At 54.5% G+C, this 16,703-nt stretch carries 15 protein-coding genes; 3 read left to right on the top strand and 12 right to left on the bottom strand.

All coding sequences use genetic code 11. The features are described 5' to 3' along the window. The first annotated feature begins 219 nt into the window (after nucleotides 1-219). The 3 genes from I2G43_RS08200 to I2G43_RS08190 all read left to right on the top strand — a co-directional run bounded on the left by I2G43_RS08200 (nucleotide 220) and on the right by I2G43_RS08190 (nucleotide 2,711). Complete coding sequence (locus I2G43_RS08200) at nucleotides 220-804, top strand: manganese efflux pump MntP family protein (RefSeq protein WP_195535784.1); 585 nt, start codon at nucleotides 220-222, stop codon at nucleotides 802-804. A 128-nt stretch (nucleotides 805-932) separates the two neighbouring features. Then, nucleotides 933-1,403, top strand: a complete 471-nt coding sequence (locus I2G43_RS08195; protein ID WP_324249527.1) for a helix-turn-helix transcriptional regulator — start codon at nucleotides 933-935, stop codon at nucleotides 1,401-1,403. Nucleotides 1,404-1,406: 3 nt separating this feature from the next. Beyond that, nucleotides 1,407-2,711: a type II toxin-antitoxin system HipA family toxin gene (locus tag I2G43_RS08190; protein ID WP_195535783.1), complete on the top strand. Its 1,305-nt coding sequence runs from the start codon at nucleotides 1,407-1,409 to the stop codon at nucleotides 2,709-2,711. Between the two features lie 127 nt (nucleotides 2,712-2,838). Here I2G43_RS08190 and I2G43_RS08185 read toward each other — a convergent pair whose 3' ends face one another. From I2G43_RS08185 to I2G43_RS08130, 12 genes are all read right to left on the bottom strand, one after another. Next, on the bottom strand, nucleotides 2,839-4,296 hold the full coding sequence (locus I2G43_RS08185) for an aminoacyl-histidine dipeptidase (protein WP_195535782.1): 1,458 nt from the start codon (nucleotides 4,294-4,296) through the stop codon (nucleotides 2,839-2,841). A gap of 148 nt (nucleotides 4,297-4,444) precedes the next feature. Beyond that, on the bottom strand, nucleotides 4,445-4,966 hold the full coding sequence (locus I2G43_RS08180) for a PIN domain-containing protein (RefSeq protein WP_195535781.1): 522 nt from the start codon (nucleotides 4,964-4,966) through the stop codon (nucleotides 4,445-4,447). After that, complete coding sequence (locus I2G43_RS08175; protein WP_195535780.1) at nucleotides 4,963-5,322, bottom strand: type II toxin-antitoxin system RelB/DinJ family antitoxin; 360 nt, start codon at nucleotides 5,320-5,322, stop codon at nucleotides 4,963-4,965. Before I2G43_RS08175 ends, I2G43_RS08180 begins: the two co-directional genes overlap by 4 nt. A 172-nt stretch (nucleotides 5,323-5,494) precedes the next feature. Next, nucleotides 5,495-7,126: an ATP-binding cassette domain-containing protein gene (locus I2G43_RS08170; protein WP_195535779.1), complete on the bottom strand. Its 1,632-nt coding sequence runs from the start codon at nucleotides 7,124-7,126 to the stop codon at nucleotides 5,495-5,497. Further along, nucleotides 7,119-8,405, bottom strand: coding sequence for a radical SAM/SPASM domain-containing protein (locus I2G43_RS08165; protein WP_195535778.1), 1,287 nt, complete (start codon nucleotides 8,403-8,405; stop codon nucleotides 7,119-7,121). The genes I2G43_RS08170 and I2G43_RS08165 overlap by 8 nt, the downstream gene beginning before the upstream one ends. Further along, nucleotides 8,406-9,215 (bottom strand): hypothetical protein, encoded by an 810-nt coding sequence (locus I2G43_RS08160; protein WP_195535777.1) that lies wholly within the window; start codon nucleotides 9,213-9,215, stop codon nucleotides 8,406-8,408. It lies immediately after the preceding gene. Between the two features lie 2 nt (nucleotides 9,216-9,217). Beyond that, nucleotides 9,218-10,021 (bottom strand): hypothetical protein, encoded by an 804-nt coding sequence (locus I2G43_RS08155; RefSeq protein ID WP_195362275.1) that lies wholly within the window; start codon nucleotides 10,019-10,021, stop codon nucleotides 9,218-9,220. Beyond that, nucleotides 9,999-10,727, bottom strand: coding sequence for an ABC transporter ATP-binding protein (locus I2G43_RS08150; RefSeq protein ID WP_195535776.1), 729 nt, complete (start codon nucleotides 10,725-10,727; stop codon nucleotides 9,999-10,001). Before I2G43_RS08150 ends, I2G43_RS08155 begins: the two co-directional genes overlap by 23 nt. A gap of 381 nt (nucleotides 10,728-11,108) precedes the next feature. After that, nucleotides 11,109-11,435: a helix-turn-helix domain-containing protein gene (locus I2G43_RS08145; protein ID WP_195535775.1), complete on the bottom strand. Its 327-nt coding sequence runs from the start codon at nucleotides 11,433-11,435 to the stop codon at nucleotides 11,109-11,111. Between the two features lie 10 nt (nucleotides 11,436-11,445). Then, a complete protein-coding gene (locus tag I2G43_RS08140) occupies nucleotides 11,446-12,015 on the bottom strand; it encodes a hypothetical protein (protein ID WP_195535774.1) in 570 nt (189 codons plus the stop codon). Between the two features lie 128 nt (nucleotides 12,016-12,143). Further along, nucleotides 12,144-14,786 (bottom strand): ATP-dependent Clp protease ATP-binding subunit, encoded by a 2,643-nt coding sequence (locus tag I2G43_RS08135; RefSeq protein ID WP_195535773.1) that lies wholly within the window; start codon nucleotides 14,784-14,786, stop codon nucleotides 12,144-12,146. A 299-nt stretch (nucleotides 14,787-15,085) separates the two neighbouring features. After that, a complete protein-coding gene (locus I2G43_RS08130; RefSeq protein WP_199579841.1) occupies nucleotides 15,086-16,654 on the bottom strand; it encodes a threonine/serine ThrE exporter family protein in 1,569 nt (522 codons plus the stop codon). Between the last annotated feature and the right edge of the window lie 49 nt (nucleotides 16,655-16,703).

The raw sequence follows: 16,703 nt of genomic DNA, 5'->3' as shown, positions 1-16,703 counted from the left end.
CATCGCTCCCATCGTATACGCTCCATAAACGCTAAATAGTTTCTCACGGTTTGTCCCTGCGTTGCTTGCGAAATCCGATGCTTACAGAATGAGCGAACACAGCTTAGGTAGCTCATTTGGGACGAGGCTCTCTTGACTGCTCATGTGGTAGCATCGGGTCTCATATTAATGAGGGAGTAGTCGCGTAATCGGGCTCGCCCGCAGAGAGGAAGCCAGACTATGGGACTCGCAGAGCTCGTGTTGCTCGCCGTTGGCCTTTCGATGGACGCCTTTGCCGTTTCCATCTGCAAGGGCCTTGGCATGAAGAAAATCAACCTTAAAGTCGCCGTAGTGCTCGGCCTGTTCTTTGGCGGCTTTCAGGCCGGCATGCCCGTAATCGGATGGGCGCTCGGCAGTCAATTCATGGGCATCATCGGACCCATCGACCATTGGATCGCCTTTATCCTTTTGGCCTTTATCGGCGGCAAAATGCTGTGGGAAGCCTTTTCCGAAGACGAAGATGAGAACGAAGGCGACGACAAGGATGCCGAAAAGATTGACCTGGTAGAATACCTGATCCTCGCCATCGCCACCTCAATCGACGCCCTAGCCGTAGGCATCTCGTTTGCGGCGCTCTCGGTTGACATCGTTCCCGCCGTATCGCTTATCGGCGTCACAACGTTTATCTTCTCCGTCGCCGGCGTAGCGATCGGCCACACCTTTGGCGCGCGCTACGAAAAACCCGCCACCATCGTGGGTGGCGTCGTGCTCATCCTCATCGGGCTTAAGATCTTGCTTGAGCATCTGGGGATTTTGGCGCTATAACGCCAAGCACAATCGCTCAAAACTCAACGCCAGCACAAGGCCTTATGCAGAGTTTTGCATGAGGCCTTTTCGTGCAGACTTTTGCATGTCATACTAATATGCAAAAGTCTGCACGTTAGGAGATCGCCGTGGACACCCTTCCCATCACCACACCGCGCCAAGCTGGCATCTACGTGCGCCAGGCACGCGAGGCTCAGGGTCTCACCCGTGCCGCCCTCGCTAAAACGGCCAGTGTTTCGGAGCGCCTGCTCGCATCGCTCGAGCTAGGAGACGCCACCGGCATTCGACTCGACAAGTTGCTGACGATTTTCAATGCTCTTGGACTGGCACTCGCCGCTCAAGGGGATATCGGCGAAGCGAAAAACGAGCGGCCAGTCGACGCCCCGCATGCCAATCCGCTGCCTCGCAGCATCCCCAGGCGCCATCACACTCAACGTCCTCATCATCGCAACCGTCGTAGTACCCCCATTCCGGCTCTTGCAGATGCTCCCTTTACATCCGCACTCTACGACGAGGTCTTCGCCGATTTCGCCATGTCCAATCTCGGAGTCTCGATTGCCGCAAACGTATCTAACCAAACCAAGCCCGAAGGGAAATAGCCAATGGCCAGAACATCACTTCGGACCATTATTTGCGACGTACCTGCGGGAACGCTCACGCAAGATGAGAACGGTCTTATCAGTTTTACCTACGATCATGACTATGACGGACCAGCGCTATCGACCAACATACCCGTATCGAATCGCACATACGGACAACAGGTCATGAATCCGTACCTGTTTGGCCTTCTACCCGACAGCGAGGACCAGCGAAAAGCGATTGCCGCCGAATTCGACGTTAGGCCCAACAATCCCGTTGCGTTGCTCAGCCATATCGGACTCGACTGTCCGGGCGGAGTGCAGTTTTGTGCCGAAGAAGATGCCGATGCCGTCCTGCATCGCGCTGGCGAATACCGCCCTATAGACGACCACGAAATTGCTCTCCGTCTCAAGTCGATCAGAGATGACCGCGATGCATCGTGGATGGGTCTAGATGAAAGTTGGTCGCTTGGAGGCAACCAGGGCAAATTCGCGCTCGCGTTCATAAACGGCCGCTGGTGCGAATGCATGGGCTCCTCGCCCACGACGCATATTTTCAAAAATGGCGTTATCGGATTTAAACTCGAGGCTCTGAATGAGTTTGTCTGCATGAAAAGCGCCCAGCGCGCCGGCATCGCAACGGAAAACGTCGAATATCGTATGTTTGAGGACGAACCTGCCCTCATTGTTGAACGCTATGACCGCGTGAAAGTCGAAGACGGAACGATCAGGCGCCTACATCAAGAAGACCTCTGTCAGGCACTTGGGGTGATGCCCGCCCAAAAGTACACGGCAGACGGCGGCCCGACCACCCGCGACATTCAAGAGCTCCTCGTAAATACGAGCCACCATCAACTTAACCTGTATCTGTTTACGCAGATACTGTTCTTCAACGCCGTTATCGGTGCACCTGATGCGCATGCGAAAAACTATTCCCTGCTCCTTGGAAACGACGGCGCAGCCATGATGGCTCGAATGTACGATGTCGCGTCGGGTTTGGCGTATGAGCGCATGCGCCGCCGGGCGCGCCTTGCCATGAGCGTTGGCGGCGAAAATCGTGTGGGGCGCATCGGTCCAGGCGCTATCCGCCGATACCACGGTATGGGCGACCCCGCGCTGGAGGCGGCGCTCACCGATGCCGGTCTATCCGAGAAGTTTTGCTTTGCGACCATGATGGACCTCGCCTACGAGGTACCCGTTTGCATGGAAGAGGTCATGGACGAATACGCCGACCTGCCCGGCATGGCGGACCTGCGCGAGCATATGCTCGGCCCCGTCCGCGAAAACTGCCAGCGCACCCTCGACCTCATCAAGGCGGATATGGGCTAGACGCCAATCAATTTCCCATTTCCCAAAAGAAGAGAGGGGGCACCTGTCGCAAAAGACCGGGTGTCCCCTCTCGTAATGTCATTTGCAATCCGCTAGCACGTGGCTCGGACTGCTGCTAACGCAATCTTTACGCAGCGAGGCGCTTGAGGACGTCGATGAGCAGCTCGTAGAAGCGCTCGGCAGAAGCGAGCTCCATGCTCTCGTCCGGGGTGTGGACATCGGAGAGCGTCGGGCCCACGGCGATGGCGTCCAGGCCGTGCAGGGCCTCGGCAAACAGGCCGCACTCAAGGCCGGCGTGAATGGACTCGATGCGCAGCTCGGAGCCAAAGAGCTCGCGATAGCTCTCGACAAAGACGTCGCGGACCGGCGAATGCTCGGCATAGCTCCAGCCGGGATACTCGAACTCAAACTTAGCGTCGAAGCCCAAGACATCGGCCAGCGTCTGCAGGCGGTCCTTGAACTCGTTCTGCAGCGAGGTGATCGAGGAGCGCGGGGACAGCATGATCTTGACCTGGTCGTCAGAGGTGGCAACCACACCGATGTTGGAGGAAACCTCGACGGAGCCGTCGGTGGCGACGTTGCGGCGAATCACGCCGTTAGGGGCAAGACGCAGGGCGCGGATGAGGGCAAGCGCGGACTTCTGGTCCATGGCCTCGACCTCGGCGTCGTCGGCAATCTCGACGGTGCAGGTAAAGCCGGGGTCGAAGACCTCGAGCTCGGCAGTGACGTCGGCGATGATGCCCTTTGCAATCTGGGCCGCGGCCTCGGCGGCAGCGTGGTCGGCGTAAACCAGCTCGGCCTTGCACTCACGGTTGATGGCGTTGTCCTTAGTGCCGCCGTTAAAGCTGACGATGGCGGGCTCGCCGGCGACCATCAGGCGGTCGATGATACGGGCCATGATGAGGTTGCCGTTGCCGCGCTCCAGGTTGATGTCGGAGCCGGAGTGACCACCCAGCAGGCCGGAGATGTCGAGCGTGAGAGCGCTGCCGGTCTTGCGCTCGCGCGCGATCGGGCAGGTGTAGGTAACGACGACGCCGCCGGCGCAGCTGACGGTGGCAACGCCCTCTTCCTCGGAGTCGAGGTTGATCATGGTGCGGGCGCTAATCTGGGACTTGTCGAGCGTCTCGGCGCCGACCAGGCCAGTCTCCTCGTCGGTGGTGAATACGCACTCGAGGGCGGGGTGAACGATCGAATCGTCATCGAGAACAGTGAGCATCAGAGCGACGGCGATACCGTTGTCGGCACCCAGCGTGGTGCCGTTGGCGGTAAGGACACCGTCCTTGACGACCAGGTCGATACCATCGGTCGTAAAGTCGTGCTCGACGGAACCCAACTTGTCGCACACCATATCGATGTGGCCCTGCAGCATCACGGTCGGGGCATTCTCGGCACCGGCAGATGCAGGCTTGCGAATGATGACGTTGTAGACCTCGTCCTGGTACACATCGAGGCCGCGCTCCTTGGCAAACGCAACCAGGAAATCGCTGATGCCCTTCTCGTTGCCAGACCCACGGGGGATCGCGCTGACCTCCTCAAAGAAATGGAACAGCTGGGCGGGCTCGTAGCCGGTGATCTTGTAATCCATGGTGCCTCCTTGGCGCAACTGGTTAGACAGTAAGACATGCGACTTGTATATTCCCAGACTTAGCGTGCATAAACCAGTCGAAAACGCCGAGCGCCCTCGCATCATCGGCTAACGGTGAGGAAACGTCACTTTATCAAGATGGAGCAGGCTAGATGGACAGGGCGGATGAGCTGTTGACCTCTCCAACCAACCTCAACGCCTTTTCGACGTTAATGCATACACCATTGGTATGTTTAATGAGATTTTTATCCTCGGTCACCACGTAATCGGCATCGATACGATTGGCGACGCCCAGCATCAGGTCGTCCTCGAAATCGTTGTGATGATACTTGAACACAAAGGAGTCGAAGACCTCGTCTGCACCGACCGGGGCGATGAGGGCTAGCTCGCGCATCTGTCGAACGCATGCCCAGGCCGTTTCATCTGCCGCCGCAATGGCGTTATCACTCAGTGAGCCAGTCTTTCTTCGGCACTCCTGCTTGATTGCCGCCGAGACAAGATATGAAACGTCTTTGACCGAAAGCGACGAGGCAAACAGGGCAATCCGCTCCGAGGCGTCGGCAATCTCGATCAGATGGACGACATTTGCCGTACGGTCGGACCTGCCAGAAAAGTAATCCATCCATACGTTGGTATCGATTAACAGCTTGAGGACGCCTTCTGTGCTCATAGTTCCACCCACTCGGGATAGCGCTCCGCCATGGCCTCCTCATAGAGGTCGTCATAGTCTCCCGAGAACTCAGGGATGGGGATGCCGTATTTGAGGCACGAATCGCGAACGATATGGCTGCCTTGCGCGGCCCTTGATTCCATGCGCCGGGGCTCCACTCCGTCAGAAACCGGAGCCGCCGCGTCTCCCTTCGAGGGCATGCGTCCGTTAACGACCAGATACTCCCAAAGTGTCCGAACGGCTTTTGACGGCGTCATGCCAATATGCGCCAGAACGGCATCTCCGGCTTCTTTGAGCTGGCGATCTATGCGCACGTTCATCTGAATAGATTTTTTATCGAGCAATTCGGCTTCCATGCCTCATCCTTCAGGTTGCTATACATCATCCTGGACTTAGTATAGCATCCATAAGAGCGCAGCAATGCCTTACCGGGAGGTGTAGTGGCTTACATTTTCCGGTAAGCACCAACCTCGAACAGCTTTCCACCATGGCAGAAATTAAGACTCAAATGGGCTAACCTTCCGGCGTCTACAGCTCAATCACTTCGTCGCAAGCCTCAAGCAACTCGGGATCATGCGAGACAACAACCACTATATGATCCTCTTTCTTCTGTTGCAGAATATCAATGAACGCTGACCTACTCGCTCCGTCAAGAGCCGACGTCGGTTCATCGAATAACATGACGGGTGAGTCCTTAAGCAAAACACGAATAATCGCAATCTTCTGCTTCTCACCACCCGATATATTATGGTTTTGCTCGTCCAGCACCCCATCAAGACCATTGGGAAGTGTTGAGACCAGTTTGGTCAGACCAAACTGGTCTACAAGTCGCCCGACTTCAAGAATTGGACAATTATCGCCCGCGAGTAGCGTCAGATTCTCTCTGAGTGTTCCGTTAACGATATCAGGTTCTTGCTCGGCAATACCAACGACATACGAGCGTAGATTTATAGAATCAATCTGACTCAAATCAACCTCGTCATAAGCAATAGTCCCAACGCAATCATCGGGATATAGACCAGCTATGCCATCGAGAAGCGTGCTTTTCCCGCTTCCGTTTGCGCCCGACACGCCGTATAAGACCCCTCGATTAAGCGAGATGAGCTCTGGATAATCTATGATTCGATCGGTATCAGGGCGACAAATCGACAGGCCCTTGCACACAAGTGAAACAGGAGAGCCAATGCGGACAGAACCGTTCACCTCTTCATCCATTGCCCAAAGGCGCTTAAGGCGTTGGGCGCTCACCTTGCTCGCCTGGTAGCTTTTGCCCCAAGAAAGCAAGTTCACCAGAGCAGAATTGGCGCTCGAATAATAGCTCAATGCCGTCAGCAGAAAACCAACCGGCATTTTGCCTGCGACAATCTCACAGCCTCCAATCGCGAGCAAACAGAACTGCGCAAAGGAAAAAATCAACTGATTCGCAAGTTCGAACCGTGATCCGGCTTTTTGGTTAGCCAATATAGCTGGATAAAGACCATCGAAAGCCTTCTGCAGCCTCAAGGAATAGAAATCGAATAATGAATGGCGACGAAGAAAGGAGACGCTCTCCAGCTGGCTCTGGAGAGTCCCATAGAAAGCAGCGGTCTTTTCTTGAAACTCAAAGCCTCGATTGAACAGCAGCCCGCTAAACAATCGATAAACTACTGCCCCCGTAACGATGCAGGCTAGACAGGCAATCGCCATCGCAATGTTTATATTCATCAACATAATCAAGGAACAAACAATCGTTGCAACACCGCCAATGATATTTGACGCCGATGTTATTCCGAATATTATGAGATCGTTTGAATCGTGATTGATTTGCTGATTATAATAGCCCGCATCAAATCCGATGAAAAACTTCCGGGGCAAACGCTTGACGTGTTCAAGTGTGTCAGCGTTAAGTTGATATCCCGCATGCGCTTGAAGGTCGACATAGATTAGGGAAGTCCAATAGGCCAACACCGACCCCACAATGGCGACCACGCCAATCGCGAAAATACATAAGACTAGCGTCCGCAAACTAATTCCGAGGACATTTTTTGCCGCCAGCACATTTACAGTCAGTCCCAACAAATATGGTTCAGCAAGGCTGCACAGTTGAGACAAGACATCGAGAAGCAGATAGACATAAAGCCTTGGCTTATGGAGGAGATATATCTTCCAAAATCTAAACATCGTGATTTGCCTCATGCGAATACTGATAATTACAAGCCAACCGCATTCTCTGCCTTGCATTGAATTTAACGCTCGCGCATTTTCTCTGACCCTCCATCGCGGCGTGGGGACATCCGCCCATACAAGCCGGAAACATTACACACTCGCCACATACCGGGTCGTTTGGTAAATACTCCATCCATTTCAAATAGTTCGAATTAGCTTTCACACCTTCTCGAACATTTCCAACGGCGCACTCGCCCTTGCCAACCTCATCCCAACATTTAAAAAGTCTACCAAGCGGATCGATGACAAACGAATTAAGGGAAACCGCACAGCAGACACCTGGTTCATACGGCGTAAACGGAATAACGTTGAATCCGCGCTCGCTAGCTTTATCCATAAAGAACGTTTCAACTTGAGAGAACCCACGCTGAGAAAAACAATGAATGTCATTTGCGCAAGTATCGTTAACATTGTCGACCGCAGCAAGATAAATCGCGACTTTACCGCGAAGCCCTTTAGCGTCAAGCTCGTCAATCAACGCATCGACCTCTTTGCTATTGGACTCATCGACATTCACGCGAATGGTAATCTGAAGAACATCGGCACATGAGATTATATTGTCGATAATGGCATCATATGTCGGACGACCGTCGGCCGGGACCCTCCGCGAATCATGATCCCTCTTTGAGCCATCGATAGTGATTTGAACCGAACCGACCTGACAATCAGCAAGCTTCTGAGCAATTTCTCGCGTCAGGAGATATCCGTTCGTTACCATTCCGGCAGAATAAGTAGCGCCTGGCCTAATCGCCCCTCTCAGTTCTTTTGTCAGTCGCTCGATCATGTCCACACAGAGTAGGGGTTCGCCTCCATACCAGTCAACGTGAAGATCGTTGATCCCGGGATAGCCGGAACGCACGAATTCTGCGATATCCGTCATTGTCTCTTCTGACATAGTGGGGTGCGAGCAGCCCTTTTCATAGCAATAGGGACACCTAAAATTGCATGCCAGCGTTGGAGCAATCGTCAGTCCTAAATAGTCATTTGCAAACCTTGCCGACAAACTCTCAAGCATCAACATTCGCCGCTCGTCAACATCGTCATCTACCAACATGCCACCCATCTTAAGGGCCTCTTCGAAATCACCATCCAAGGCGGCAGCACCCTTGCGATATAAATTCAGCTCATTCGTGTGCGCAGCGTCAAGGTCGAGAACGCCACCAGACTGGGTATTGTAGATAGTGATACCGTTCACATCATTCTCTTCAATAACGTTAAATTCAGACTCTTTCATTTATATGCTCCGTTTTCTGATAGCACCCTTGATAGCCCAACAAAGTCCGAGGATGACAATGGGAACGACTGTTGCCAGCGCTACAAATAGCAACGTCCCCGGCACGATGAATTGAATTGGTCGCGGGGACGCAAGGGTCGCCAGCCATGTCAAGTGCAGTGGCATATTTGGATTCCCATACCCCAAATAAAGCAGCAGGATGATGAACGATAGAACAAACGCGCCATTTCCAAAGAGCGAGATGGCCAGGACGAGCAGCAGGCATAACGTTGTGCAAATCAAGGCAGCAAGAGACAGCCGAAGAAGAAACTCTCCGATCATATCCATCGTCATTCCTATGCCACTCGCGCTTTGGACCGCACCAACGAGTATCGAAAAGAGAACAAAACCACCGACAAGCGTGACAATCGAGACAAGAGTCCTTGCAACCAACAACTGTACTGTTTTCATTCCCCTTGCATAGGAAACAAGCCATTGAGATCCCGTTATCGGAGTTCGAAACGCATAGCCGATGACGAGAACAGCAACAATAGGAAAGAACAGAGAATGGGCAAGCGGTGCCACAGCGGAAAGGTAGCGAGCTCCATCTTTAACGAGGTCTCCCGGAATTCCCCCAAAACCATATTGTGGGTTTGGAAAGAAGCCCATAACACCGTCGCCAAGCCAATCGCTCGTTCCGTAGGCTCTCCATGGTTCATAAGACACAGAATAAAGCAATGCGAGCACGAAACCTGCCGCAATCAGCAGAAGAGGCGCTTTGCTCTTCATAACTCGATAGGCTTCAGCCTTAATCATATCTTCGCAGCGCATTTCTACCCCCTCCTCGCTTTGATTCCCATGACCCCGAGCTGCAACGAAACAACGGTGCAAATAACAGAGAAAAGAATGATCTGATTAATGGCTAGGCCTTGAAAGCACAGATTTCCAAGATGGCGTAAGTATGGTCCGACTGAGAGCCACCAGGGAATTTGCGTCGATGCGTGATTGGAAAAGACCACCAGCGTATATTCATCGGAGGCGAGCAGCGTCCCGACCAACACCAACATAATGCTAAGCGGTGCATTTCTAAGTAAATAGAAAACTGCCATCGACTGAGCTACTAATGCAGCCAAAATAACATCAATCAAAAGCAACACGGGCAGGTATCTATCAAGAAACACCCGCCCATCCACATAGCAGCCAAGCGGAGATTTGAAGAGAGTAAATCCCGAAAACAGGTTGAACGCTATTGAAGTTGCAATCGTCAGAACAAGCCACTTTGCGACAACGGCCTTTGCTATACCCGTACCCTTTGCATACGTCACTTCAGAAGACCTGCTTTGATAATCCATCGCACAGGAAATAACAATGCATCCGACCAGAACGAAAAACCACTCGTAGGTCATGAATAGTGCCGTCCGAACCGCCGAACCAGCCGGGTCAGTCTTGTCGAGGATGTTCGCAAAGAAACCGATCTGTTTGCCGACTCCCCCTAAATCAGATGTTCCATAGGTCCCATACATATTTGGATTACAGACATCTTTAACAATCCAAATCCCCCAGATCAACAACACGAAATAGGCTGGATTTCTGAGCAACCGACGGGCTTCGCATCTAATCAGTCGCAGAAGTTGCATTATCTGCCTCCCCGATCAAATCCAAAAACCGCTTTTCCAGACTTCTGTCTTTATAGGAATTCTCTTCCTTAACGAGAAGTCGGCCTTGATGGAGAAAAGCGAAGGATGTCGCGACTTTCTCCAGTTCATCTAGGTTGTGGCTTGAAATGAGCACCGTTTTATCCCTCCTGTCCTTTAACGACAGCAGAAGATCACGTACCTCGATCACGCCCACTGGATCGAGCCCGTTTATCGGTTCATCCATGATGAGCAATTGCGGGTTGCCCAGTAGAGCCGTTCCGATATCCAGACGCCGCTTCATGCCGAGAGAGTATTGTTTTACCGATGCATCCGCTGCATTTTCTAGACCAACGGCAGCGAGCACTCGATTGACTTCACTTTTTGGCAGCCCCCACTCGATACAGCGTGAGGTCAAGTTTTCTCGCCCGGTTAAGTTCAAGAATGCCCCACAGCCGTCAGGGACGAATCCGATGTTTCTGCGCGCTCTTGCCAGACCCGTTCTCCCAGACTCGCCGAAAAAACTGATTGAGCCTTTCGTTGCTTTAAGCAAGCCAAGAAGAATATCGATCAATGTACTCTTCCCTGCGCCGTTCTCCCCAACGAGAGCGCACACTTCGCCCTCATCTATATCAAATGAAACATCAGACAACGCCCAGTTTTTGCCGTAGCGCTTTGATAGATCCTTGATTGAAATCGCATTACCCATGTCTCATGAACCTCATTAAAAAAGGCAGCGCGGCCGACGGATGGCAGTTATCGACCACGCTGCTTACCCTCTGCTGTCTTAACCAGCATTAACGTTCGCGTTGCTAGAAATGAACATATACGCCAAAACAGCTACAGCGCGAACACGGGTGGTAATTGCGGCAGCCACCACCGCCACCCTGCACGTTGCTACACGGATCGATTACCCAGTTCATAATTACCTCCTTTCGATTTATCTTCTGTTTTAATACGCTGTTATCGTATATCGATAATCTAATGATTTCAAGAACTATTTTCAAATAAATTAAGGCTCCTATCGATCGTTTCAGTAGGAGCCTTGCATGTATACGTGTTTGTATTCTTGTCTTCTTATTCTGTTTTGTTATTCCTTAGAAAGATCTACTACGTAAACCTCTGTGGGCAATATCTCGGAGGGGTCGGGATTGCGTCTTTGCAAAATCTTATTCCGCGCACGCGCGATGGTAAGTTCCTCAAGTTCTATTTCACTCACGCGACGGATCAAATCTCCCGGCTGACAATCCAACTCAACACAGATATCAAGCAATGTCTTCAAGCGTATGGCTTTGATTTTTGCATTACGGATTTTAGAAATGTTAGCTGGCGTATGCCCAGTCGCTCTTATTAGATCGGCATTTGTTTTCCCGGTCTTAAGCAAAATCGTCTCAACCTCAATAATGAGATAATCCATGGTCAATCACCTAGACCAAATCATCGGACTGGGACTGCAAAAGCGCCCCATAGCGCCAGAAGATCGACAAAGCGAAAGCGACCATCATTGCAATGATGGATCCCACATCCAAAGTGATGCCTGAGTCACCAATCTGAAGGAGAGCGGAATTCATACGACAGCTCAACATACAATTGCCCATCATTATTTTTAAATCGCTGCCAATCTGTAGAGAGCCCATCACGGCATTGATTGCAAATAGGCAGGCAATAACGGCAATCATCCGTGCATGTCGGATAGTAAAAGGCGATTGACGACGGGCGACATCGAAGCTAATGCTTGACAATGTAAACTCCCCTGCCAGGAGCAAAACCGCCCATAGCGCCAAGTTTGGGAGCGCGATGCTGCCGCCCTTACCAAGCTCAACGACCCCCTCGATTACCACTGCGCCGTTCAAAATACTTTGGCATGCAACAACAAATGCCGAACCAAAGACGGCGATGGTAGCGATGGCTATAAGTACCAGCACGGCACAAAGAACCATTCCGATTTTTCTCATGTTATCGAACGACATCTCAATTCTTTGAGCGCTATTCGCCATAGTAACTCCTTTTGCCATCCAGCAGAACTCTTTCAATTATTTTATCGTTACCGGAAACTCTTCTCTACAAGAAAAGGGGCGCACCTCCATCGGAAACGCCCCCTATCATGCAAGGTTATATTCAATCCCTACAGCGCGCCGGAACCGGCTTGCATCATGCCGCCGGGGCCCGAGGTCACGCCGCCGCTCACGGGCGCGGCGTTGCCGGTGTGCGGTGCCGCCGGGGCGGTATCGCCACCGAGCGTGCCCGCCGGACGCGGTGCCGGGATCTCGCCCGTGCCATGGCTAAAGACAAACTTGCCATCGGCCACGTCGCACAGGACGGTATCGCCCTCGCCCCACTCGCCGGCCAGAAGCTCCTCGGACAGCGGGTCCTCGATGAGCTTTTGAATAGCACGGCGCAGCGGACGCGCACCGTTGGTGAGGTCGGTGCCCTCGGCCACGATCTTGTCATAGGCCGCATCGGTGAGCTTGATGTTCATGCCGTTGGCAATCAAACGCTGACGCAGGTCGTCCACCAGCAGGTGCGCGATCTTGGTCAGGTTCTCGCCCGAGAGCTTCTGGAACACCACGATGTCGTCGATACGGTTGAGCAGCTCGGGGCGGAACAGGCGCTTGAGCTCGCCCATCGCGCGGCCGCGGATCTCACTCGAGGTGAGGCCCTGCTCGCCGGTGGTACCAAAGCCCACGCTCGCATCCTGCGCAATCTCGCGGGCGCCCACGTTGGACGTCATGATGATCACGGTGTTGCGGAAGTCGACCGTCTTGCCCTGGCTATCGGTCAGGCGGCCCTCCTCCAGCACCTGCAGCAAGATGTTGAAGATATCGGGGTGCGCCTTCTCAATCTCGTCGAACAGCACGACCGAATACGGGTGGCGACGAACGGCTTTAGTGAGCTGGCCACCCTCGTCGTGGCCGACGTAACCCGGAGGGCTACCGATGAGCTTGGAGACCTCGAACTCGCTACCGAACTCGGACATGTCGAAGCTGATGAGTGCATCCTTGCTGCCAAAGAGGTACTCGGCGAGCGTCTTGGCGAGCTCGGTCTTGCCCGTGCCGGTGGGACCCAGGAAGATAAAGCTGCCGCCGGGGCGACGCGGGTCCTTGAGGGGTGAGCGGCTGCGGCGCACGGCCTTGGCAACTGCCTCGACAGCCTCATCCTGACCGATGATGCGCGTCTTGAGCACGCTTTCGGCCTGCAGCAGGCGACGGCTCTCGCTCTCGGTAAGCGAGGACACCGGCACGCCCGAAGTCACGGACACGATATCGGCGATCTGACTCACATCGATGGTGAGCGGGCTGGCGTCGAGCTCGGCGGTCCAGGCGGCCTTGGCCTCGGCGAGCTCAATCTCGGCGGCCTTCTGCTGCTCGGTGATCTCGGCGGCCTTGTTCATGTCGTCGCTCTCGGTGGCCTCCTGCGCGGCGGCCTTAAGCTCCTCCACGCGATGCTCGGCCTCACGCACCGGCTCGGGTGCGCGATTCGCGGCGATGCGAGCGCGGGCACCGGCCTCGTCAATGAGGTCGATGGCCTTATCGGGCAGGAAGCGATCCTGGATGTAGCGGTTGGAAAGGTTCGCGGCAGCCTCGATAGCACCCTGCGTATACCGCACATGGTGGTGCTCCTCGTAGCGCGGCTTGAGCGCGGTCAGGATCTTGACCGTGTCCTCGACGCTCGGCTCCTCGACATCGATGGTCTGGAAGCGACGCTCAAAGGCCGGGTCCTTGGTGAGGTACTTGCGGAATTCCTCGGCCGTGGTGGCGCCGATAATCTGGAAGGCACCGCGCGCGAGCACGGGCTTGAGCATGGAGCTCGCGTCGATGGAGCCCTCGGCAGAACCGGCACCGATGATGGTGTGCATCTCGTCGATAAACAGGATGACGTCGTCGGCTTCGGTGGCCTCCTGGATCACGTTCTTGAGGCGCTCCTCAAACTCGCCGCGATACTTGGCACCCGCCACGAGACCCGGCAGGTCGAGCGTCCAGATATTCTGGTTCATGAGGTTCTCGGGCACGTTGCCGGCTGCAATCTGCTGAGCTAGGCCCTCGACGATGGCCGTCTTGCCCACGCCGGGATCGCCCAGAATGAGCGGGTTGTTCTTGGTGCGGCGCGAAAGGATCTCCATCATACGCTGGACTTCCTTTTCGCGACCAATTACAGGGTCGAGCTCGCCGTCGCACGCCTTCTGCGTGAGGTTGGTCGCGAACTGCTTGAGCGTATCGGTACCACCCCCCTTTTGCTGAGAGGCATCCGAGCCGCTAAAGAACGGCAGGCCCGCACCGGGACGACCGGCACCGGCGCCGGCGAGCGGACGCTTCTTGTCCTGGTCCTTGGCGGTGAGTTTCTCGATAGCCTTTTTGATGGAGGCGGACGACACACCCAGGCGCATGAGGATGTCCATGGCCATGCCGTTGCCCTCTTCGACGATGCCGATCAGCAAGTGCTCGGTCGACACGTAGGTCTGGTTGTTCTCACGCGCCACGCGGAATGAACGCTCCATCACGCTAATGACGAGCGGCGTAAAGGCGAGCTTGGCCGCCTCGGTCTCATCACTGGGCTCGGGAACCGTGGTCTGGACCTCTTTGAGAGTATCCATGATGTCATCATAGGAGATGTCGAGCGAACGCAGTGCCTCGGCGGCAATGCCCTCGTCCTCCTTGGCAAGCGCGAGCAGCAGGTGCTCGGTGCCCACCTTATTTGAGTGAAGATCGAGCGCTTCTTGCTTGGCCATGGACATGACCTTGCGCGCGCGATCGGTAAAACGGTCTAACATGCTAGTTCCTCTTAGACGAGCTAGTTTTTTCAAACGCAAAGCGCCGCCCCGCGGCAGCGCTTTGGTCTCTTTACCCATATGGAGTATATGTTAACCGTTGGGACCTTTCCCACCCGTAGCCGCGCGACAACGTCTACAAAAAAGGAATTGCCAGGTGCGTCTGCATCGGCCCAACGAGCGTGGATTTTCGGACACCCATTCCACGAGCGTGGATAATCTCCCGTTTTGAGCCCGTAAACAGGCCAAAAACGGGAGATTATCCACGTTCATGTTTTGCGGATCAGTTTCATTTGCACCAATTAGCTGGTGTGGCGCCAGCGAGAGTCGGTGAGGGTTCTCGCCACGCCCAGGCCAACGGGCAGAAACGCCACAATGAGCACTGCACGCACAAACCAGCCGAGCATATTGACCGTGTCGAAGGTGCACATGTAATACATCGAGCGATACAGATACAAGCCCGGCACCATAATGACAATCGATGGCACCGTGAGGGCGATACGTGGGTAGGTGAGCTTGATTTCGGCTAAGCTCGCGAGCAGCCCCGATACCAGCGCGCCGATAAACGCTGCCGCCTCGGGAGGCATACCTACGCTCAGGCCCAGAAAGGGAAACAGCGTCGGCGCATCGACGAGCGTAAGGCGCAAGGTATTGGACACGGCGCCGATCAGCCCAGCTGCCGCGGCCATCTTTACCGGGCTGTTGAACATCACCGAGAAGCCGAATACGCCAACAAAGCTCATCACCACGCGCAGGAGCGTAAGGGCAAGCGGCGAAAGGCCGAGCGGGGCAAAATCATCCGGTGCCAGCCCCACACACTCGGCAACCATCCAGCCCACAAGGGTCGCCATCACAATAATCGACACGGCATACGAAAGACGCTCAATGCCGCTTCGCATATCGAGCTTAGCGATGTCGAGGCCTGCCGTAATGAGGGGAAAGCCGGGAATCACAAAGAGCATGGCGCCGATATAGCCTTCTTGGTGCGACATTGCCCCCGGTACGACCTGGCCAAGGCCGAGCAATGCCAGCAGATACGAAACGCAAGCGAGCGCAACGCCAATCGTCAGCGCGCTAAACTGGCCAAGACCCTGCTTGAGAATATGAGAGCGAGCAAAGTTGCCAACACCAGCGCCTACGAATGCGCAGGCCATCTCGATAGGGCCGCCGCCGAGCAAAAAGACGAAGGCGCCGCAAGCACAAGCTGCCGCAAGGCCCTGTTGCCAGGGAGAGTAATCGGGTTTTGAACTCTCAACGGTCTTGAGCATCTCGTGGTATTCGTGCACGGTAAACCGGCGCCCATACGTCTCGATTTCCTTTAGGAAGCTCTCCATCATCCAAATGCGATGGGTATTGACTCCCGTTGTGGGCAGGCTGACAACCTCGTTAAAGCAGTGGCCATCTTCGATGCAGGTGCACTCAAACGACAGAAGACTTAAGTCAACGTGGACGGTGACACCGAGTACGGCGGCAACGCGATTCATGGTATCGCGTACACGCCAGGCACCCGTTCCGCTCGCGAGCATAAGCATACCGGTGCGGCAGATGATGGATGACTTATCGGTGAGCGGCGCATCGACGGCAAGCTCATCGCCTGCCGTCACGATCTGGTGCCAGTCTGTTTTCATATGGAGTGCGCCGGCACGAACACCGTGGTGCATGGGGGCTCTCGAAAGCAGCGAGTCAAGGCGCGAAGACTGTGGGGGCTCCGTTGATTCGTCCTCAACCTCATCAGTCTCTTCATCGACCAGATCAAATGAGTCAAGCGATGCCGGCTCGCGACGATCGATTAGCTCCTCATCCTCATCGTCAAAGTAATTGAACTGATCGAGCATGTCCTCTTCGATTGCACGCTCGCTCGCGTCGTCCATATAGACGCTCCCTTCCTACCGACTAACCCCCATCCTAGGCAGCAACGGC

This window comes from Collinsella aerofaciens (assembly GCF_015557435.1).
In the GTDB taxonomy this organism is placed as follows: domain Bacteria; phylum Actinomycetota; class Coriobacteriia; order Coriobacteriales; family Coriobacteriaceae; genus Collinsella; species Collinsella aerofaciens_Z.
Note: the sequence above shows the minus strand (reverse complement) of the source record. Positions and strands in the feature narration are given on the sequence as shown.